This window comes from Pseudomonas sp. FG86 (assembly GCF_057808775.1).
Genome location: NZ_JBMDIS010000059.1, coordinates 1 through 19,873 on the forward strand (window position 1 = coordinate 1; position 19,873 = coordinate 19,873).

Here is a 19,873-nt window from a genome sequence, read left to right on the forward strand (position 1 = left end):
TTCCAGATCAGTGTTCCAAGGCATACCGGCGGCAATGGTTGAGATAGCCCTGCTCATGACTACCCACCAACTGCACCACACTGGTCCATAACCAGGACGGCGCATCCAGCTGTCTGGAGCGGTTTTGCTGCAATACCGCCATCCAGTCCTTACGCGTCGCCCGGTCCATCTGCCGGGCATGGGCGATACCGACCACGCGCGCCAGGTAGCCGGCGGCGTGCATGGCATCGAGTTCACTCAGTTCATCCAGTTCCAGCTTCATGTCCTGGGGCAGCAGTTCGCGGATGAAGAAGCCATGATCCAGAAACCGTGTCGCCACCATGCGTTCACCCAAGCCCGGCGACAGTTGGCGTGCGCCCTCCACCACCCGGCGGCCGTTATCCCTGGGCATCTTCGCCCGTGCCGCGCGCGGTGCAGCGGCGCCGACGGCTTCCTTGATGTCGATCAGGCAGTATTCCTCATCATCCTTGTCGCCCACCCCCAGCAATACGGCATAGCGCAACAGGCCCAGGGAACTGCAGCCCTTGACCCAATAGGCCGAATCCAGCAGTTCGACCTTGGCGTCCTTGGGGCGGCCCTTGAGGGAAGTGACCAACTGATGGATTTCATCCGACGCGCAGACACTTTCCAGCGCATTTTTTTCCGCCCGCGACAGCGACCAGAAATGCTTGCCCAACGGGATGGTCGGTCGCACGTTGTCGATACGCTCGCGGGCCAGGCTTTTCCAGGTGCGCTCCACAGCGCTGCGCATTCCCGCCTTGACCTGGGACGGACGCGGCGGTGCCTCATCGGGCTTGTCCTTGAACGCCTGTTCGTAGCCCACCATCATTTCTTCGAGCATACGCGCGGTGGTCACCCCCGGCAGGTCCGAGCCGCGCGCGGCGGTGGCCAGGGACAGCGCCAGGCGCACCAGGTCGTGGGCCGGGTTGCCGATCACGGCCTGGTCAAGGTCGCGGATATGCATATCGATGCGCCCTTTGTTGTCACCGGTAGGCCCCAGGTTGCCGGCGTGGCAGTCGCCACAGATCCAGATCGCCGGGCCTTGAGGCAGGCGCCTGCCCATCTGGCTGTGCAGCCATTCGTAGAATTGCACGGTACTGCCGCGCACATACGCGTGGGCGGAGCGTGCCATCTTCAGGTTTCGCAGTTGGATCAGGTGGGGCATACGGGCGGAGGGACGCGGGATTTTCATTGATTAACTCAGTGCAGGTGTAGCGGTAGAACGCCGGCCCCGAGCAAATGTTTCATTATGTTTCAAAAATAAACTCAGACACGCCCACCCTCCTCCAGCAACCACGCCTTGAACGCCAGCATCGCCGAGGTCTCGGCCCGTGACTGCAAGCGCGTCAACCAATAGCTGCCGGTGCTGATGCCGACGTCGAACGGCTGGCGAATCACATCACTCTCCAGTTGCCGCGAGAACATCAGCGCCGGTGCCAGCGCCACGCCGATGCCTTGCAGCGCCGCTTCCATCATGGCCAGCGACGAGTCGAACACAATACTGCGCGGCACCAGCGTATCGGCGGGCAACCCGGCAGCCTGGAGCCACAGGTTCCACTCATCGGCGCGGTAGGAGCGCAGCAACGTGTGCTTCAGCAGGTCGGCTGGCGCGTGCAATTGCTCGGCAAGCGTGGGCACACACAGTACGCTCAGCGGTGCTTCGAGCAACTGGCAAGCGTCGGTGCCGTGCCAGGCCCCGGCGCCGAAGCGGATCGCGTAATCGAGACCTTCGGCGGCCACGTCGACACGGTTGTTGTGGGTGGACAGGCGCAGGTCGATGAACGGGTAGCGGCTCTGGAAGTCCGGCAGGCGTGGCAACAGCCAGCCCACGGCAAAGGTGCCGACCGCTCCCACCGTGAGCACCTCACGGTAGTGCCCGCCTTCGAACTGGCCCAAGGTATGGGCAATGCGGTCGAACGACTCGCGTACCACCGGCAGCAGGGTTTCGCCTTCGCGGGTCAGCATCAGGCCGCGCGGCAGGCGCTTGAACAGGGCAACATTGAGCTGCGCCTCCAGGCTTTTCACCTGATGGCTGACCGCCGCCTGGGTCACGCACAACTCGATGGCCGCGCGGGTAAAGCTCAAATGCCGGGCAGAGGCCTCGAAGGCACGCAAGGCGTTGAGGGGCAAATGGGAACGGAGCATGTTGACCCCAGATTTTCTAATGGCTGGTGCGAGATATCATCGTTTGCTCGTGACCGGCGAACTGCCTACATTGGCCTCGCCCGCGCAGGCTCTTCATTCAATCGATCATTCTCATGGAAGCCTTATCATGCCCCAACATTTATTGTCTGGCGTGCGTAATTTCACGGCCCTCGCGGTCTTTATCGCCGCCGGCAACTGCCTGGCCGCCACCGACCTGCAGGCGGTGGTGGATGCCAACGTCAAACCGCTGATGCAGCAGCAGGCGATTCCGGGCCTGGTGGTGGGTGTGGTGCAGGACGGCAAGGCGCAATACTTTAACTACGGCGTCGCAGCCACCGACACCCGCCAGCCGGTCAGCGAAAATACCTTGTTCGAAGTCGGCTCGGTGAGCAAAACCTTCACCGCCACCCTGGCCGGTTACGCCGTCGCCACCGGCGCACTCACACTGTCAGACCCGGCCAGCCACTACCTGCCGGCCCTGGGCGGCGGCACGTTCGCGCACATCAGCGTGCTCAACCTCGGCACCTACACCGCTGGCGGCTTGCCCCTGCAATTCCCCGCCAAGGCGGATAACAGCCAGGGCATGATCAGCTACTTCCAGCACTGGAAACCCGACTTCGCCCCCGGCACCCAGCGCCTGTATTCCAACCCGAGCCTGGGGCTGTTCGGCTACCTGGCGGCGCAGAGCCTGAAGCAGCCGTTCGATCAGCTGATGGAGAAAACCCTGTTGCCCGCACTCGGGCTCAAGCACACCTTCGTCAAGGTGCCGCAGAGCCAGATGAGCCTGTACGCCCAAGGCTATGGCAAAGATGGCAAACCTGTGCGCGTCGGCCCCGGCGCCATGGACAGCGAAGCCTACGGCATCAAGACCAGCGCTGCGGACTTGCTGAAGTACGTTGACGTGAACATGCACCCGGCGAATCTGGATAAAACCCTGCAGCAGGCGATTACCGTCACTCACACGGGTTACTACAGCGTTGACGGCATGACCCAGGGCCTCGGCTGGGAAATGTACCCCTACCCGATCCAGCTCGATGCGTTGATTGCCGGCAACTCCACCCCCATGGCAATGGAGCCGCACAAGGTCAACTGGCTGACCCCACCACAAGCGCCCCGCGCCGACACCCTGGTGAACAAGACCGGCTCCACCAATGGGTTTGGCGCCTATGTGGCGTATGTGCCGAGCAAGGGCGTGGGCGTGGTGATATTGGCGAACAAGAACTACCCGAACGCCGAACGGGTAAAAGTTGCCCATGCAATCTTGAGTGGGATGGACCAATAGAGCCGGACGCAAAACCAATGTGGGAGGGGCAAGCCCCAATGCCAGTCAGTTAAGGCACTTTGTAGGAGCGAGCTTGCTCGCGAAAAACGCCCAGGCAACGCGTTCATTCTCGATAAACGTGGTGGCCCTGAGTTCTTCGCGAGCAATCTCGCTCCTACAGTGAATCACCTGTGGAGTCGCGTTACATCCCCAGCCAGTGCGGCAAGGCCAGCGAGATGAACGGCAAGTACGTGACCATGATCAGGAACACCAACAGGATCATCAGCCACGGCAACGCCGCGCGGATGGTCTGCCCCAGCGTCAAGCCGGTCACCGCTGAGGTCACGAACAGGTTCAGCCCAACGGGTGGGTGCACCAGGCCGATTTCCATGTTGACCACCATCACGATGCCCAGGTGAATCGGGTCGATGCCCAGCTTCATGGCGATCGGGAAGAAGATCGGCGCCAGGATCAGCACGATGGCCGAAGGCTCCATGAAGCTGCCGGCGATCAGCAGCACCACATTGACCATGATCAAAAAGCCAATCGGCGTAAGGCCCTCGGACAGCACCCACGCCGTGATTTCCTGGGGGATCTGCTCGGTGGTCAGCACGTGGGCAAAGAGCATGGCGTTGGCGATGATAAACATCAGCATGATCGCCAGGCGCCCGGACTCCAGCAGCACCTTGGGGCAGTCGCGCAGCTTCATGTCCTTGTAGACGAACAACGCCACGAACGCCGAATACACCGCCGCTACCGCCGCCGCTTCGGTGGGCGTGAACATGCCGCTGTAGATGCCACCGAGGATGATCAGCAGCAACAGCAGGCCCCAGAAAGCCCGGCGCGCGCAGCTCAGCCATTCGCGCAAGGTCGCGCGTGGCTGGGCCGGCAGCTTCTTGATGCGCGCGACGATGTAGATCGCGACCATCAGCATCAGGCCCAGCAGCAGCCCGGGGATCACCCCGGCCATGAACAGCTTGCCCACTGAGGTTTCCGTGGCCGCCGAGTACACCACCATCACGATCGACGGCGGTATCAGGATGCCCAGGGTGCCGGCGTTGCAGATGATCCCGGCGCCGAATTCCTTCGGGTAACCCGAACGCACCATGCCTGCCACGGCAATCGAACCCACCGCCGCCACCGTCGCCGGGGATGAGCCGGACAGCGCCGCAAACAGCATGCACGCCAGTACCGCCGCAATCGCCAGGCCGCCACGGATATGCCCGACACAGGCGTTGGCAAAATCGATCAGCCGCTGTGCCACGCCGCCGGTGGTCATGAATGCACCGGACAACAGGAAGAATGGAATCGCCAGGAAGGTGTAGGCGTCGGAGGTCTCGAACAGCTTGATCGCCAGGGAGCTGACCGAGTCCGGGCTGAACATCAGGATCGATACCGCCCCCGACAACCCCAGCGCAATGGCAATCGGCACGCCCAGGAACATGAACACGAACAGCAGCAGGAACAGACAGAGCACGGCCATCAGTGACGCTCCTCATGGCTGCCGGCCAACTTACTGGCCTCACCGGCCTCATCGGCCAGCCCCAACCCCACCTGACGGCGGGTAAAGATGCGGTAGAAAATTTCCAGGTAGCGGATAAACACCAGGGCAAAACCGATGGGCACGATGACCACGATGTCACCCACGTCGATGCCGAACTGGTCGAGGTCTTCGGCGCCGATATGCGCCGTCATTACCGCGCTGACCCACTTGTAGCTGGCGACCATGAACAGCCCGGCGTAGGCCAGGCAGCAGAGGCACGCGAGCATGCCGAGCACGCGCTGCACCGGGCGCGGGGTCAGCTTGACCAGCGCATCCACGCCGAGATGGCCAGCGGTGCGCACGCCGTAGGAAATACCGAAAAAGATCAGCCAGCCGAACATAGCCTTGGTCAGCGCCACGCTCCAGGTCATGTCCTGGGCCCAGGTCATGGTGGCGTCGCCCAGGGCACCGAAGAAGTCGCTGCTGAAGGCCCACTTGTCGGCCAGGGCAAAGAACAGCGTGTAGATGTTGTTGAGCATGACGTAGACGAATGTCACCAGGGTCATGGCGGCCAACAGGAAGGCAATAACGCCTTCCTCCAGGTGCTCCCAGACGCGCCTTAGCGTTTGCATGGCAAAACCTCGCGAAAACAAATGAGATGTCAGGGTGGAAACCGGATCGAAATGTGGGAGGGGCGGTGCGAGGATTCGACTTGTCCCCGATGACGGTGGGTCAGATATAGATAAGGTAACCGTCACACCGCTATCGGGGGCAAGCCCCCTCCCACAGGGGATCTCGGTACGCCCTGGCATTACTGGTTGGAGGCATCCGCCGCCTTGATCAGATCAGCCCCGATCTCCCCTTCGAACTTCTGCCACACCGGGCGCATGGCTTCGCGCCACAGCTGGCGTTGCGCGGGGGTCAGCTCGATGATTTCGCTGGTCTTGGCGTCGATGATCTTCTGCTTGGCCGACTGGTTCAGCGCTTCGGCCTGTTTGTTCACCTCGACAGTGACCTCGACCATGATCTGCTCCAGGGTGCTGCGAATATCCGGTGGCAGGCCGTTCCAGAACTTGGCGTTGGTGATGACCATGTAGTCGATCAAGCCATGGTTGGACTCGGTGAAGTACTTCTGCACTTCGTTGACCTTCTGGCTTTCATAGTTGGACCAGGTGTTCTCGGTACCGTTGACGGTGCCAGTCTGCAAGCCCTGGTACACCTCGGCAAAGCTCATCTTGCGCGGGTTGGCGCGGATCGCCTTGAACTGCTCTTCCAGCACGCTGGAAGCCTGCACGCGGAACTTCAGGCCACGGGCATCCTTGGGTTCATGCAGGGCCTTGTTGGCCGAAAGCTGCTTGAGGCCGTTGTGCCAATAGGCCAGGCCGAGGATGTTCTTGTCCTGCATCGAGGTCAGCAGTTGCTTGCCCTGGGCGGCCTGGAAGCGGTCGACGGCGGCCAGGTCGTTGAACAGGAACGGCAGGTCATAGATCTGCACTTGCTTGGTGTATTGCTCGAACTTGGCCAGGGACGGCGCCAGCATCTGCACGTCGCCCAGCAGCAGCGCTTCCATTTCCTTGCCGTCACCGAACAGCGACGAGTTGGGGTACACCTCGACCTTGACCTTGCCCGGCAAGCGTTCTTCGGCGAGCTTCTTGAACAGCAAAGCGCCCTGGCCCTTGGGGGTGTTTTCAGCGACCACGTGGGCGAACTTGATCACGATCGGGTCGGCCGCCTGGGCCAGGCCCGCGGCAAACAAGGTGGCGGCGCAGAACAGCGCCCGAGAAAGCTTGAGCATGGAAAATCACCTTCTTATTGTTGTGTTGTAGGGCAAGGTGCCTGATATGACGCGTGTAGTGAATTTCGATTTTTTGATACCTGCGTTCGGCCAGGCCGAACACCAATCCCAAGAAAAAATGAAGAACCCCTGTGGGAGGGGGCTTGCCCCCGATGGCGGTGTGTCAGCTTGCACACTTGTCTCTGACCCAACGCCATCGGGGGCAAGCCCCCTCCCACATTTGATTCGGTTTCGTTAGCTATAACTGTGCAAGCAACCGTTGCGCACGCAACAGCACAGGCGCATCCACCATCTGCCCATCAATCTGGTAAGCCCCCGCCCCATGGGCCCCGGCATCCACCACCCGTTGCGCCCAGGCCAGGTCTTCGGCGCTCGGCGCCATGGCGGCATGGATCACCGCCACCTGCCTGGGGTGGATACACAAGGCCCCGGCAAAGCCCATTTCATAGGCGTGCCGGATCGAGCGGCGCAGGCCCTCGGGGTCGTCGATGGCCGGGTGGACACCGTCCAGCGGCGCGACCAGGCCCGCGGCGCGGGAGTGCACGATCAGCGCCAGGCGGGCCTGGTCGAGGGCGAACTGCGCGGCCGGGGTATGGCTGCTCAGGTTGAGGTCCAGCGCCAGGTCCAGGCCACCGAATGACAAGCGCTGCACCTGCGGCGCATGGGCGATCTCGGCCACGGCCAGCAGGCCCTTGGCACTTTCGATAATCGGCCAGATCCCTTTGCCCGTGGCGGCTACCACCGCCACCTGGGCCGCGCTTTCCACCTTCGGCAGCAGCACGCCGGCAACGTTTGCATGGGCCTTGCAAAACGCCACATCGGCAACGTGCTCGGCGTGCTCGGGCGCGTTGATACGTACCCACACCTGGGCCTCTGGATGTGCCTGCAAAAACACCCCAAGGTTATCCCGCGCCTGACGCTTGAGCGGTTCTTCCACCGCGTCTTCAAAATCCACAATCACCGCGTCGGCACCACTGGCCAACGCTTTGGAAAACCGCTCCGGGCGGCTGCCGGGCACAAACAGGGCCGAACGAGCTAGAGACTTGGGCATCATGGCTTCCTTGTTAGATAACACCGCGCGCGCGCAGGTTGTCGATGGCATCGCCCGAATACCCGAGCTGGTCGAGAATGCCCTGGCTGTGCTGCCCCAGTGCGGGTACGGCGTCCATTCGTGGGGTAAAGGCGGCGTTGCGTGCCGGTGGCAGCAGCGAGGGCAAAGGCCCCGCCGGGCTGTCGACTTCACGCCAGCGGTCACGCGCCTTGAGCTGCGGGTGATCCCACACGCCCTGCATATCGTTGACGCGGGCGCTGGCGATCTGCGCGGCCTCCAGGCGCTGGATCAGCGCTTCGGCGTCCAATTGCGCAAAACGGTCGACGATGATCTGACGCAACACCTCACGGTTGGCCGAACGCTTGAAGTTGGCGCTGAAGCGCTCATCCGTCGCCAGTTCCGGGGTAAGCAAAACCTTGTCGCAGAACGCCGCCCATTCGCGCTCGTTTTGCAAGCCGAGCATCACCGTGCCGCCGTCGCCGGTGGGGAACGGCCCATACGGGTAGATCGTCGAATGCGCCGCACCGGCACGCGGTGGCGGCGGCGCACCGTCAAAGGCGTAGTACATCGGGTAGCCCATCCACTCCACCAGGCTTTCAAGCATGCTCACGTCGATGCGGCTGCCCTGCCCGGTCTTGCCACGCAATAGCAACGCCGAAAGGATGCCGCTGTAGGCGTACATGCCAGCGGCGATGTCGGCAATGGAGCAACCGGCCTTGGCCATCTGGTCGTCACCCGGGCCGCCGGTCACCGACAGGAAGCCGCCCTCGCTCTGGATCAGCAGGTCGTAGGCTTTCTTTTTCTCGTAGGGCCCGCCTTCGCCATAGCCGGAAATATCGCAGACGATCAGGCTCGGGAAACGCGCATGCAGCGCCTCGAACGACAACCCCATGCGCGCCGCCGCGCCGGGTGCGAGGTTCTGCACCAGCACATCGGCGTCAGCCAGCAGGCTTTGCAGAATGTCGCCCGCCTCGTCGTGTTTGAGGTCCAGGGTCAGGCTTTCCTTGGAGCGGTTGGTCCACACGAAATGCGAGGCCAGGCCACGTACACGCTCGTCGTAGCCACGGGCGAAATCACCGGCACCGGGGCGTTCGACCTTGATCACGCGGGCGCCGAGGTCGGCCAGTTGACGGGTGCAGAATGGCGCGGCAATCGCGTGCTCCAGGCTGACAACGGTAATGCCGTCCAGCGGTCGTTGATTAGCAGTCATGACGGTTCCTTAAAGCCAATGGGCCATGGATGCGGCGTTGCGCAGGTTCCAGACCTTGTCGATCAATGCGTGGGCCTGGGCCGGTGAGCGCGCGCCGCTGAACTGGGTCAGGCGCTGGAATTTATCCGCCAGCTCCGCACGGCTCAGGGTGTTGCCGGGGTCGCCCTTGGGCTCGTCGATGGCGCCGTGCAGCGAGCGGCCATCAACGGTGCTGACGATGACCCGGCCCAGCCAGCGCTGCGGGTAGGCGCCGTCGACTTCGGCGTCGAGGGCCATACTGACGTTGTCGCGAAAGGCCGAAACAGCAGGATCGCTCAGTGCCCACTGGTGGAACTCGGTCAAGCCGGCCTTGCCATGCACAGCGATCAAGCCGAGCACGGTGCCCATGGAGAACTTGGCCTGGTGCACGCTGGTGGGCACCGTCACGCGCCCGAGCACATCGATGGCGCCTTGGTGCACGCGGGTTTCCACATGCGCGATATCGGCGGCGCCCAGGCCTTCACGCTGCATCACCTCCAACAGCGCATCGGCGGCAGGATGGGTATGGCGGCACGAGGCGTGAAACTTGAACGAGGTTTCCAGCAACGCCCACCGACTGCCAAGCTCGGCGGACAACTTGCTCGGCTCGGCATCCGTGGACATGCCCGCCGCCAAGCCCTGGTCGCCTTCGAGGATATTGCGCGCACCGGTCAGGCCATCCGCCGTCAGGTACGCGGCGAGCAAACCGTCGGCGGCCGCCTTGGCCGTGTGCAGTTGCTTGGAGTCGGCGGCATCGCGCAGGAACTCCCACAGCCCGGCGGCCTGGGTGCCGGCGCTGCCGAGCAGATTGATGAACTGTTCCTGGTTGAAATCCAGCAACTTGCCTACCGCCACCGCCGCCGCCAGGGTGCCCACCGTGGCCGTGGTGTGGAAGATGCGGTAGTGGGAGCGGCCCATGAATTCGCCGATGCGGATCCCGGCTTCATAACCCGCCACCGAGGCCAGCAGCAGGTCGCGGCCGGATTTTCCCAGGTCTTGCGCGGCCGCCAAGGCCGCCGGAAACACCACGGTCGCCGGGTGCAGCACCGAGCTGTTGTGCAGGTCATCCTGCTCCACCAGATGGGACGAGGCGCCATTGACCAGCGCGGCAAAATACGCGCTGCTGCTGCCGCCAGTGACGATCACCTGCGCCGGGCCGCTGCTGGGCCCCATCTTCTGCGCATAGCGTTCAAACAACGGGATCGGGTGCGCGCCCTGGCTGGCCAACGCGGAGGCCAGCCAATCCAGGTACAGGTCTTCGGTGCGCGCCAGCACGGGCTCGGGCAATTGCTCGTAGGCCAGGTCGGCCAGGAACCGACACAGGGCTTGGGTATGGCTCATGCTCAGGCCCTCAGAAGCTGCGTGGCAGTTCGAGCAAATGCTCGGCCACGTAGGACAGGATCAGGTTGGTGGAGATCGGTGCCACCTGGTACAGGCGGGTCTCGCGGAATTTGCGTTCCACGTCGTATTCGCAGGCAAAGCCGAAGCCACCGTGGGTTTGCAGGCAGGCATTGGCCGCTTCCCAGGACGCCTTGGCCGCCAGGTACTTGGCCATGTTCGCGCTGGCCCCGGCATTGGCGCCGCGGTCGTATTCGTCGCAGGCACGCCAGCGCATCAGGTCCGCCGCTTCGATTTCAATGTGCGCTTCGGCAATCGGGAACTGCACGCCCTGGTTCTGCCCGATGGGCCGGCCAAACACCACGCGGTCGCGAGCGTAGGCACTGGCTTTTTCGATGAACCAGCGGCCGTCACCGATGCACTCGGCGGCGATCAGCGTGCGTTCGGCATTCAGGCCATCGAGGATGTATTTGAAACCCTTGCCTTCCTCGCCAATCAGGCTGTCCAGGGGCAGTTCCAGGTTGTCGAAGAACAGCTCGTTGGTTTCGTGGTTGACCATGTTGGCGATGGGTTGCACGGTCAGGCCGTTGCCGATGGCTTCGCGCAGGTCGACCAGGAAGATCGACATGCCCTCGGACTTTTTCTTCACCTCGGCCAACGGCGTGGTGCGCGCCAGCAGGATCATCAAGTCGGAATGCTGCACCCGTGAGATCCACACCTTCTGGCCGTTGATCACATACTTGTCGCCGCGCTTGATCGCAGTGGTCTTGATCTTGGTGGTATCGGTACCGGTGGTGGGCTCGGTGACGCCCATCGATTGCAGGCGTAATTCGCCGCTGGCCAGCTTGGGCAGGTAGAAGCTTTTCTGCGCCGCGCTGCCGTGACGCAACAGGGTGAACATGTTGTACATCTGGCCATGCACGGTGCCGGAGTTGCCGCCACAGCGGTTGACCTCTTCAAGGATCACCGAGGCCTCGGCCAGGCCCAGGCCCGAGCCGCCATACTCTTCCGGGATCATCGCCGACAGCCAGCCGGCATCGGTCAGGGCCTTGACGAAGGCTTCGGGGAAGCCTTTTTCCTCGTCGATCCGGCGCCAATAAGCGGCATCGAATTCGGCGCACAAGGCACGCACCCCTTCGCGGATGGCATTGAGTGCTTCGTTGTCGTTCGGGTTCATCTAACGGCTCTCCGCCTGTTGTTCTTGGATTATTCGAAATGCACTTCGGCTTGCTGGGCCAGGCCGTCCGCGTTACCGGCCCACAGCGCGGCAACGCCTGGCTGCGTGACGTGCCCGCCCACCTCGAACGGCTGAGGCGCGATCAGTGGGCGCACCCCGCGATAGCTGAAACGACGCAAGGTGGCTTCAGGGTGGGCGCGGCAAAACGCGCGCAGGCTCAAGGTCGCGATCAGCGGGCCATGTACCACCAGCCCGGCGTAGCCTTCGGTGCCGGTGACATAGGGGTAGTCGTAGTGGATGCGGTGGCCGTTGAAGGTCACGGCGCTGTAGCGAAACAGCAGGGTCGGCGTGGGGGCGATCGTTTCGTGCCATTCGCCTTGGGCCAGGGCCTCGCCGCTGCCCTGCTTGGGTGGCGTGGGCTCGCGGTAGACGATGTCCTGTTCTTCGCGGATCGCCAGGCGGCCGTCCTGGGAATAGTCGTGACGCACCGTGACAAACAACAGTGAACCGCTGCGGCCGGTTTTTTCCTCGACCTGGGTGATGGTTGACACCCGGGTGGCCGCCTCGCCGGCACGCAGTGGGTGCAGGAATTCGATCCGCCCACCGGCCCACATGCGATTGCGCTTATCCGCCGGCGGCAGGAAGCCGCCACGGACCGGGTGGCCGTCGGTGCCCAGGGCCGACTCGGGCAGCGGGTCCTGGAAGAAACACCACTGCCACAGCGGCGGCAGATCCTGGCCCTGCTCGGGGACGGCTTCGCCAAGGGTGGCGGCAATGCGTTTGAGCAGGTTATAGCTCAGGTGGTCGTGGGCGGTTTCGCTTCGGCCGATCCAATCAATGGCGCTCATCAGGTACAGGTCCTCGGGCAGTGAGTGTCTGCCCCGGATCATGCAAGCGCCTGGCCGTTCTGAGAATTTGCATTTCAATAAACCAGCGTTCGGCTATGCTGAACGCCAATCGTCCGATCTGTCCCCTCTTGTGGCGAGGCAGCAAGCCCCCGCCACAGGTGGTCGTACACCTGGAGTTTTGCATGCACTTCGATCTCGCCGACCTGCGCCTGTTCATCCATATCGCCGAATCCCCCAGCCTGACCCAGGGCGCCAAGCGCGCATTCCTCTCGCCTGCCGCCGCGAGTGCGCGGATCAAGGCCCTGGAAGGTCAACTCGATACCCGCCTGCTGTACCGTGACAGCCGTGGCGTGGAAATCACCCCGGCGGGCGAACGCCTGCTGCACCACGCCCGGCTGATCATGCGCCAGGTGGACTACCTGAAAAGTGAGTTCACCCAATATGGCGTGGATTCCGCCGGGCATATCCGCATCTTTGCCAACACCACGGCGGTGACCGAATTCCTGCCCGAGGTGCTGGCCGGTTTCCTGTCACAGCGCCCCGGCGTCACCGTCGATCTACAGGAACGCTTGTCGCGGGATATCGTGCGTGGCGTGCTCGATGGCACCAGTGACATGGGAATCATCGCCGGCCCGGTAGAAGCGGCAGGCTTGCAGGTGCTGCATTTCAGCACCGATGAGCTGGTCTTGATGGTGCCGGTGGGCCACCCCTTGGCCGGGCAACCCTCGGTCACCCTGGAACAGACCCTGGCCTACCAGCATATCGGCCTGCACGAAGGCAGCACCTTGCTCAGCTTCCTGCGCGAGCACGTGGAGCGGATCGGCAAGCACTTGTCGCTGCGCATCCAGGTCTCGAGCTTCGAGGCGATCTGCCGGATGGTCGAGGCCGGCGTGGGCATTGGCATCATCCCGGAGTCCGCCGCCGTCCGGCACAGCCGTACCATGCAACTGGTGGCGGTGAAGCTGGATGAACCCTGGGCGATTCGTGAGCGCAGCATTCTGGTGCGGGAGCTGGAGGCATTGCCGGGCACGATCCGCGCCCTGATCGCAACCCTGATGCCGAAGAGCGCCTAAGCTGAACAGTCACCCAGCCAGAGGAGACACCTTATGCAACTTGAAGGATCCTGCCACTGCGGCGCCGTCACGTTCAGCCTGAGCAGTGCCCACCCTTACCCGTACCAGCGTTGCTACTGCTCGATCTGCCGCAAGACCCAAGGGGGTGGTGGCTACGCCATCAACCTCGCGGGCGATGCCAGCAGCCTGAAAGTGCGCGGGCGCAAACTGATCTCGATCTACCATGCCCAGCTCAAGCCAGAAGGTGCCAGCCGGGCCCATGCCAGCACCGCCGAACGGCATTTCTGCTCGCAGTGCGGCAGTGCGCTATGGCTGTTCAGCCCGGAGTGGCCGGAGCTGATCCACCCGTTTGCCTCGGCCATCGACACGCCGTTGCCGGTGCCGCCGGAGCATACGCACCTGATGCTGGGCTCGAAGGCGCCGTGGGTTGAAGTCAGCGTGCGCAAGGGCGACCTGCAATTTGATGAATACCCCGAGGAATCGATTGCACAGTGGCATGAGCGACTGGGGTTGACTCGTTAACAATCTTTGACAGTTTCCCGACAAAGCTTGCAAAGATTGTTGGACGGCCCTCCCCTAGCATTCGAGCATCCAAACAACCATCCGGGTGCTCTTCATGTTTCGCACATTGCGCGGTATTCCGTTGCTGGGTTGCCTGTTGGGCAGTATCGGTTGCCATGGCCAACCCTCTGCCCCGCCGCCGATTGCCAAGGGTGACTACAGTGCGATCATCCGTTATCTGCAAGCGCGCATTCCACGGGAAATGGCCCGGGAAAATGTGCCGGGGCTGTCCATCGCGCTGGTCAATGGCCAGGAACTGATCTGGGCCCATGGCTTCGGCCTGGCGGACAAAGCCCGTGGCGTGCCGGTAACCCCCAACACGGCATTTCGCGCAGGGGCCATTTCCAAATTGCTCACCGCCACCGCGGCCCTGCAATTGGTAGAACAGCAACGGCTGGAGCTTGATGCACCGATCCAGCACACCCTGCGCGAGTTCTATGTGCGCTCGCGCTTTCATAGCGACCAGGCCGCCGCCGACCGCGATATCACCCTGCGCCGCCTGCTCAGTCATCAATCGGGCTTACCCAGCGAGCACCTGCGAGACCTGCGCAGTTCCTTCGCCATGAGCCAGATGCCAATGCGTGTCTCGGGGGTGTGGCTGAGCAGCCCGCCAGGATCCCAGGTGGCCTATTCCAATCTCGGTTATGCGCTGGTCGGCGCTGCGGTTGAGCGCAGCACCGGCAAGGACTTCGAAACCCAGCTGCAAACCAGCCTGCTCAAGCCGTTGCGAATGAGCCAGTCGAGTTTTGTCGGCACCGGCACCCAACTGGGCTACCGCGCCCTGGGTTATCAGGACGGCAGCGCCAGCACTGACGCCCAGGTGCGTGACCTCGCCGCCGCCGGTTTATGGACCAGCCCCAAGGACCTGAGCCACTACGTGCAGATGCTGTTTGCCCAGGGTATCTACCGGGACCATCGCGTAGTGGGCAGTGCCTCCATCGAACAGATGTTCACCCAGCAAAACACCGGGAACGCCCTGGACTTCGACTGCCAGATCGGCCTCGGGTGGTTTCTCGCCCCCTGTGGCGACGAGCCGGTCGCCCCCGGTGTACGCACCTACCAGCACAGTGGCGGTGGCGACGATTTTGCCGCGCAATTGACCCTGCTGCCGGACCCGCAACTGGCGGTCATCATCATGGCCAACGACAGCAACGCCGAAGACATGGTGGTCGCGCTGTCCAACGACGCCCTGCGCCTGATGCTCCAGGCGCAGACAGGCCGCCCTGTGTGCGCCGATAACTGCGCGGCCCCCACCCATGGGCTCAAGTTGCGCCAGGTGCCGGCAGCCGTCGACCGCAAGCGCCTGGCTGGGTTTTACGCCACGGCCTGGGGCGTGTTCCGCATCCGGGACGAGCACTCGCGCCTGTCCGGTGAGCTGTCGGGGTATACCTTTGACTTGCTGCGCGATGAGGACGGCTGGCTGCGCGCGCAGAAAAAGTTCCTCGGTTTCTGGCTCGAGGATCTCGGCGAACTGGGGCGTGTGCAACTCGACGTCGTCACCGTACAGGGCCGGCAAATGCTGACTGCGCGCAGCCACGGCCAGCGCATTGCCCTGGGTGAGCGCATCGACCCGCCAACCCTGCCCCTGGCCTGGGCCGACACCATCGGCACCTACCAGGTACTCAACACCCATGAGCCTGACGCGCCGCTGAGCGGCGTCAGCGTGCGCCTGGAGGACGGCTTCCTGGTAATCCGCGGGCAACTGCACGACGAGCCGCTGACCGATTACATCCTGCTGCCCGTGGACAACGCCCATGCCGTATTGGCCGGCAACGGCTATGGCCTGGGCGACACCGTCAGCCGCCAGGTCAACGGCCTCAGCGCTTCGGGCTACGCCTTCAAACGCACGCAATCGCCGCACAAACCGCTGATCTTTTAACCCTGGATAGACCCTGTATGCGCTCGAAAACGCCTATACCCACCTGGAGTTAAGCCTGGTCACCCACCCTCGACCTTGCTGGATGTGCAATACCTGGCGAATGAGGCAGGCAAGAGCCCGATTGTGGAACAGCGGTTACAGACGTCGGTGATGGGGGTACTGGAATACAGCTTTTGAGTTGATCAGTCGATTAAAATTGTGGCAGGGGCAGTACGGGAATTCGTGCTGGCTCCCGATAGCGGTAGATCAGATATTAACTATTGGCTGAATGACTGCGATTGGGAGCAAGTACCCGCCCACAACATAAGTGCAGGTTATTCAACCGGAGTTTTCCCCACACAGACTATTACCGAAGACAACACGACCACCATTATCGAAACGTAATAAGGGTGTCCTTATTTTTGCACATCGCTTGGGAACCCCCTCAAGCAAAAGTGCCACTAGGACTGTTCCACTATTACTAATATGACTAACACGAGATAAGCATGAATATACACTGTCAACCTATGAATATCGGGATGGCCACGACGCCCCATCAACGGGAAACCGGTTCAACCCTCAGCAAGGACGATTCCAACCCCCTACCGCTTGCCTCAGGGGATGAAAAACTCACCCAGTTCAAACCGACTGCCGCAACAGCCGGCCGCCCCATGAACGATGATCGCGGTGCAGCGCAGATTTACGATGCCAACCCAATTATTCAAAGGTTTTTCGACACCCTGCAGAGTCTCCCAGATGGCGGACACAACATACTCAAACACCTAAAAAACCATTTGGGCGACTGGACAGCGAACAACCGCAATGTCACCAGTCGAGCAGATGCAACCTTTAACCTTGCACGCCTTTTGAACTATCTGGACAAAAATATAAATTTGTACAGAACCAACGAAGCACTCAATCCTTCAGAAGCGAATAACCTGACTGGTAACGAGGATTACCACCCCCGAAGCGAATTCGCTGGGCTCATGAAATTCGTCCTCTATGGCTATTCCAGCTTGCCTGATGTACATCCGACGCCCCTCACTGAATGGTCACTTATCGAGTCGACTACAGAGCTGAAGAATAACGCCTCTGCGTTTCCAAACGCTGAAGAAAAGCGTCCGCCACTGGATCGTCGTTCAGCCTTTGAAATATATGAGCAACACAACATTGTGGACTTTGTCGGTTCACACAAGCAGAAAGACCTTTCCGAAAGAGAGCAACTTCTTGGCCGCTTGAAATGGGTGGTTGGAAACTTGAGATCAGACAATCCAAGCCAGGAAGCCCAAGCAGATGCCACTTATAGACTGGCGCGTGTAACGGAGTTCTTGAATTCCAAAATAAAACCCGACAAGAGTAATTGGGAAACTATAAAAGATACGTTTATAGCGTTCAGCCATCAAGGTTACCCAGCGCTGGAAAAATACCGGTACTCAGATTCGTACGGTCCGAAAGGTGCCCAGGATAATATCCCCCCAAAAGACACCCCACTACCACCCACAACTGCAGGGGCCTCTAATCGTCCTGATGGAAAGTCACAATTCGATTTCATAGAGACGGAAAAAGACACCTTTTCTGTGCCGACCCATGCAACGGGACGCCCAGAAGGTGACACCCGGACAGCAGACCAAATCATCAAGGCAAATCCCATTTTTAATTACCTGCCCAGATCGATCCCGGTGAAAAACCTTTACACGCATCTGGGCGACTGGTCGATTAATAATCCGGACCCGAAACAACGCGCGGACGCGGCCTACAATGCGGCACAGGTGCTCAACAGCATAGACGCACGCGGCCTGAAAAATTCAGGTAACGGCCGGATAAACGGCGAATATGTGTCTTTTCTACCGCCACCGTTTGATGGAGCTCAAATAGACGACAATGACGGTTCAGAGGCAGCGCTGCTGAAGAAATTCAGCGAGAAAGGCTACTCAGCCTTGACAGAGTAATCGCCGCCCCTGCGGGAGGCTTATTCGGCGTACGCCCACGTCATCCGAAACGACGCACCGCCCCACTCCGAATCCAGCACTTGCACCTGGCCGCCGTGCCACTGCGATACCCGCTGCACAAGCGCCAGGCCCAGGCCGAAGCCGCCGGTGCGGCGGTCACGGCTGGCGTCGAGGCGCATGAACGGCTGGAAGATTTTTGCCCGGCCCTCCTCGGGCACGCCAGGGCCGTCGTCGCAGACCCGCACTTCGTAGCCGCTGCCGAACTTGACCAGTGACACTTCCACGCGGCGGTCGGCGTAACGGATGGCGTTGCGCAACAGGTTGATCACCGCGCGCGCCATAAAACGTGGCTCGATCTGAATAATGTCGACTTCACAGGTGCGCAGTGACAGGTGCACACCTTCCGCCTCGGCCTCCAGGGCGACGCTGCCAATCACGCTGTCGAGCCAGCTGTGGGCTTCGATATTTTCCCGGGTGACCTGGGTGGCGCCGCGCTCGAGGCTGGCGTAGGTCAGCAGCTCGGAGACCATTTCTTCCAGTTCGCCCAAGTCGGCGTACATGTCCGTGATCAGCGCGCGGCTCTGGCGCGGGTCGGCCTGTTGCCGGAGTTGGTCGAGCTCGAACGACAGGCGCGCAATCGGCGTGCGCAACTCATGGGAGACTGCGTTGGTCAGTTCGCGCTGGTTGGCGATCAGGCTTTCGATGCGTTCGGCCATCTGGTTGAAGTGCCCGGCCAGCTCGCGCACGGTGGAACGGCGCGGCAGCAGGATGCGCGAACCGAGGTCGTTGTCACCGAAGCGCTGCGCGGCCAGGCGGATATGTTCCAGGTCGCGCCAATGGGGGCGAACCCAGAAGTACAGCACGATGGCCAGGCACACCCCGAGGAAACCATAGGCCCACAGGTACAGCCACTTGGGCTCTTCCGGCAACTTGATTTCCAGCAATTGCGAGCTACCGTCGATGGTCGCGAGAAACTCCATGAAGTCGCCGCGCACCACCAACTGCCCCTTGTCCAAAAGCGCCTGTTCACGCTCGGTCAGGGCCTGGGTATCCTTCTGCACCAGCTTCAGGCGCAGCCCGTAATGGGGCTGCAACTCGGCCAGCCGGGCCTGGCGCGCGCCCCCTTGCAGAGGACGCAATTGCTCTACCAGTCCATACGCCGGACCCCGCACGGCTTCGCGGTTATAGGTTTCGTTGGCTTCGGGCATCAGCTCATCGAAGGTGTAGTTGACCAGCCAGATAGCCCCCGCCAGGCCCAGGGCCAGAATCACATACAGGCGCAGAAACAGGCGCAGCATCTAGACCTCCCACGCAAATGGATTGAACAGATAGCCCTTGCCCCAGATGGTCTTGATGCACACCGGCTCACGCGGGTTGTCATTGAGTTTGCCGCGCAGTTTGCTGATGTACACGTCGACGCTGCGGTTCAGGCCATCGAAGGCAATGCCGCGCATGCGGTTGAGGATGTCATCGCGGGACAGGATCTTGCCGGCGTTGCTGGCCAGCAACCACAGCAATTCGAATTCCATGGTGGTGAGGTCGATCTGCTCCTCCCCCAGGCTGACTACCCGGCAACTGCGGTCAATCGACAGTCGGCCGAACTCCACGGCGCCGCGCACCGTTGGCTCCGGTGACTGGCGACGTTGCAGGGCGCGCAGGCGTGCGAGCAGCACCGGCGGCTTGATCGGCTTGATCACGTAATCGTCGGCGCCGGATTCCAGGCCCAGGATATGGTCCAGGTCATCTTCCTTGGCGGTGAGGATCACGATGGGCGTGTCGGACACCGTGCGAATCTCGCGACACACATGCAGGCCGCTCTGGCCGGGCAGCATCAGGTCGAGCACGACAATCTTGGGCTTGAAGTCGAGAAACACCGCCAAGGCCAAATCGCCCCGGTGCACCACCCGCACCTCAAAGCCATGCTGCGCCAGAAAATGCGCGATCAGCCCTGCCAGCTTCTCATCGTCCTCAACGAGCAGGACCTTGCCCAGACCCAGGTTTTCCATACGTTCTCAATATGCGACGCCGATTGAAGTGCGGGCATTATAGGTGGCAAGCTGCCCGACAGCAGCGCTTGGCCCGTAGCGGGTGACCAAGCTTCATGCT

General features: G+C 61.8%; 17 protein-coding genes and 1 pseudogene. 6 read left to right on the forward strand and 12 right to left on the reverse strand.

The window, feature by feature from the left end; all coding sequences use genetic code 11:
- Nucleotides 1–7: 7 nt before the first annotated feature.
- Both ACODSV_RS26505 and ACODSV_RS26510 read right to left on the reverse strand, forming a co-directional pair.
- Nucleotides 8–1,192 (reverse strand): DUF2252 family protein, encoded by a 1,185-nt coding sequence (locus ACODSV_RS26505; protein WP_069076292.1) that lies wholly within the window; start codon nt 1,190–1,192, stop codon nt 8–10.
- A 74-nt stretch (nt 1,193–1,266) separates the two neighbouring features.
- On the reverse strand, nt 1,267–2,145 hold the full coding sequence (locus tag ACODSV_RS26510) for a LysR family transcriptional regulator (RefSeq protein ID WP_150055637.1): 879 nt from the start codon (nt 2,143–2,145) through the stop codon (nt 1,267–1,269).
- 127 nt (nt 2,146–2,272) lie between these two features.
- Here ACODSV_RS26510 and ampC point away from each other — a divergent pair, with 127 nt between their 5' ends.
- Entirely contained in the window at nt 2,273–3,427 is a 1,155-nt protein-coding gene (ampC, locus tag ACODSV_RS26515) for a class C beta-lactamase (protein ID WP_150055636.1), read from the forward strand.
- 181 nt (nt 3,428–3,608) lie between these two features.
- Here the strand turns inward: ampC and dctM are convergent, their stop codons facing one another.
- From dctM to ACODSV_RS26555, 8 genes are all read right to left on the reverse strand, one after another.
- On the reverse strand, nt 3,609–4,889 hold the full coding sequence (gene dctM / locus ACODSV_RS26520; protein ID WP_150056502.1) for a C4-dicarboxylate TRAP transporter large permease protein DctM: 1,281 nt from the start codon (nt 4,887–4,889) through the stop codon (nt 3,609–3,611).
- Nucleotides 4,889–5,521, reverse strand: a complete 633-nt coding sequence (locus ACODSV_RS26525) for a TRAP transporter small permease (protein WP_024075875.1) — start codon at nt 5,519–5,521, stop codon at nt 4,889–4,891. The genes dctM and ACODSV_RS26525 overlap by 1 nt, the downstream gene beginning before the upstream one ends.
- A 179-nt stretch (nt 5,522–5,700) precedes the next feature.
- The gene (locus tag ACODSV_RS26530; RefSeq protein WP_069076295.1) at nt 5,701–6,684 is read right to left on the reverse strand and encodes a TRAP transporter substrate-binding protein; all 984 of its coding nucleotides are present in this window, start codon (nt 6,682–6,684) and stop codon (nt 5,701–5,703) included.
- A gap of 238 nt (nt 6,685–6,922) precedes the next feature.
- Nucleotides 6,923–7,735 carry an HpcH/HpaI aldolase/citrate lyase family protein gene (locus ACODSV_RS26535; RefSeq protein ID WP_024075877.1) on the reverse strand — a complete coding sequence of 271 codons (813 nt, stop codon included), beginning with the start codon at nt 7,733–7,735 and terminating at the stop codon, nt 6,923–6,925.
- Nucleotides 7,736–7,748: 13 nt separating this feature from the next.
- Nucleotides 7,749–8,945, reverse strand: coding sequence for a CaiB/BaiF CoA transferase family protein (locus ACODSV_RS26540; protein WP_150055504.1), 1,197 nt, complete (start codon nt 8,943–8,945; stop codon nt 7,749–7,751).
- A gap of 9 nt (nt 8,946–8,954) precedes the next feature.
- On the reverse strand, nt 8,955–10,304 hold the full coding sequence (locus ACODSV_RS26545; RefSeq protein ID WP_150055505.1) for an MmgE/PrpD family protein: 1,350 nt from the start codon (nt 10,302–10,304) through the stop codon (nt 8,955–8,957).
- Between the two features lie 10 nt (nt 10,305–10,314).
- Entirely contained in the window at nt 10,315–11,478 is a 1,164-nt protein-coding gene (locus ACODSV_RS26550) for an acyl-CoA dehydrogenase family protein (RefSeq protein WP_069076298.1), read from the reverse strand.
- A 29-nt stretch (nt 11,479–11,507) separates the two neighbouring features.
- Entirely contained in the window at nt 11,508–12,326 is an 819-nt protein-coding gene (locus ACODSV_RS26555; protein WP_150055302.1) for an HTD2 family dehydratase, read from the reverse strand.
- A 182-nt stretch (nt 12,327–12,508) separates the two neighbouring features.
- On the opposite strand from ACODSV_RS26555, the gene ACODSV_RS26560 reads away from it, so the two are divergent.
- The 5 genes and pseudogenes from ACODSV_RS26560 to ACODSV_RS26580 all read left to right on the forward strand — a co-directional run bounded on the left by ACODSV_RS26560 (nt 12,509) and on the right by ACODSV_RS26580 (nt 17,767).
- Nucleotides 12,509–13,399 carry a LysR family transcriptional regulator gene (locus ACODSV_RS26560; RefSeq protein WP_024075882.1) on the forward strand — a complete coding sequence of 297 codons (891 nt, stop codon included), beginning with the start codon at nt 12,509–12,511 and terminating at the stop codon, nt 13,397–13,399.
- Nucleotides 13,400–13,432: 33 nt separating this feature from the next.
- Nucleotides 13,433–13,921, forward strand: coding sequence for a GFA family protein (locus ACODSV_RS26565; RefSeq protein WP_150055301.1), 489 nt, complete (start codon nt 13,433–13,435; stop codon nt 13,919–13,921).
- Between the two features lie 94 nt (nt 13,922–14,015).
- Nucleotides 14,016–15,839 carry a serine hydrolase domain-containing protein gene (locus tag ACODSV_RS26570; RefSeq protein ID WP_150055300.1) on the forward strand — a complete coding sequence of 608 codons (1,824 nt, stop codon included), beginning with the start codon at nt 14,016–14,018 and terminating at the stop codon, nt 15,837–15,839.
- 69 nt (nt 15,840–15,908) lie between these two features.
- A pseudogene (locus ACODSV_RS26575) lies at nt 15,909–16,016 on the forward strand (MipA/OmpV family protein); the annotation flags it as partial.
- A gap of 308 nt (nt 16,017–16,324) precedes the next feature.
- On the forward strand, nt 16,325–17,767 hold the full coding sequence (locus ACODSV_RS26580; RefSeq protein WP_150055299.1) for a hypothetical protein: 1,443 nt from the start codon (nt 16,325–16,327) through the stop codon (nt 17,765–17,767).
- Between the two features lie 20 nt (nt 17,768–17,787).
- Here the strand turns inward: ACODSV_RS26580 and ACODSV_RS26585 are convergent, their stop codons facing one another.
- Both ACODSV_RS26585 and ACODSV_RS26590 read right to left on the reverse strand, forming a co-directional pair.
- A complete protein-coding gene (locus ACODSV_RS26585) occupies nt 17,788–19,065 on the reverse strand; it encodes an ATP-binding protein (RefSeq protein WP_150095443.1) in 1,278 nt (425 codons plus the stop codon).
- Entirely contained in the window at nt 19,066–19,773 is a 708-nt protein-coding gene (locus ACODSV_RS26590; protein WP_069076301.1) for a winged helix-turn-helix domain-containing protein, read from the reverse strand. It abuts the gene before it with no gap.
- Nucleotides 19,774–19,873 lie beyond the last annotated feature (100 nt).

Bases quoted from the DNA above. Each gene is read 5' to 3' on its own strand.
- ACODSV_RS26505 (WP_069076292.1), bottom strand. From the start codon at position 1,192: ATGAAAATCCCGCGTCCCTCCGCCCGTATGCCCCACCTGATCCAACTG.
- ACODSV_RS26510 (WP_150055637.1), bottom strand. From the start codon at position 2,145: ATGCTCCGTTCCCATTTGCCCCTCAACGCCTTGCGTGCCTTCGAGGCC.
- ampC (WP_150055636.1), top strand. From the start codon at position 2,273: ATGCCCCAACATTTATTGTCTGGCGTGCGTAATTTCACGGCCCTCGCG.
- dctM (WP_150056502.1), bottom strand. From the start codon at position 4,889: ATGGCCGTGCTCTGTCTGTTCCTGCTGCTGTTCGTGTTCATGTTCCTG.
- ACODSV_RS26525 (WP_024075875.1), bottom strand. From the start codon at position 5,521: ATGCAAACGCTAAGGCGCGTCTGGGAGCACCTGGAGGAAGGCGTTATT.
- ACODSV_RS26530 (WP_069076295.1), bottom strand. From the start codon at position 6,684: ATGCTCAAGCTTTCTCGGGCGCTGTTCTGCGCCGCCACCTTGTTTGCC.
- ACODSV_RS26535 (WP_024075877.1), bottom strand. From the start codon at position 7,735: ATGCCCAAGTCTCTAGCTCGTTCGGCCCTGTTTGTGCCCGGCAGCCGC.
- ACODSV_RS26540 (WP_150055504.1), bottom strand. From the start codon at position 8,945: ATGACTGCTAATCAACGACCGCTGGACGGCATTACCGTTGTCAGCCTG.
- ACODSV_RS26545 (WP_150055505.1), bottom strand. From the start codon at position 10,304: ATGAGCCATACCCAAGCCCTGTGTCGGTTCCTGGCCGACCTGGCCTAC.
- ACODSV_RS26550 (WP_069076298.1), bottom strand. From the start codon at position 11,478: ATGAACCCGAACGACAACGAAGCACTCAATGCCATCCGCGAAGGGGTG.
- ACODSV_RS26555 (WP_150055302.1), bottom strand. From the start codon at position 12,326: ATGAGCGCCATTGATTGGATCGGCCGAAGCGAAACCGCCCACGACCAC.
- ACODSV_RS26560 (WP_024075882.1), top strand. From the start codon at position 12,509: ATGCACTTCGATCTCGCCGACCTGCGCCTGTTCATCCATATCGCCGAA.
- ACODSV_RS26565 (WP_150055301.1), top strand. From the start codon at position 13,433: ATGCAACTTGAAGGATCCTGCCACTGCGGCGCCGTCACGTTCAGCCTG.
- ACODSV_RS26570 (WP_150055300.1), top strand. From the start codon at position 14,016: ATGTTTCGCACATTGCGCGGTATTCCGTTGCTGGGTTGCCTGTTGGGC.
- ACODSV_RS26580 (WP_150055299.1), top strand. From the start codon at position 16,325: ATGAATATACACTGTCAACCTATGAATATCGGGATGGCCACGACGCCC.
- ACODSV_RS26585 (WP_150095443.1), bottom strand. From the start codon at position 19,065: ATGCTGCGCCTGTTTCTGCGCCTGTATGTGATTCTGGCCCTGGGCCTG.
- ACODSV_RS26590 (WP_069076301.1), bottom strand. From the start codon at position 19,773: ATGGAAAACCTGGGTCTGGGCAAGGTCCTGCTCGTTGAGGACGATGAG.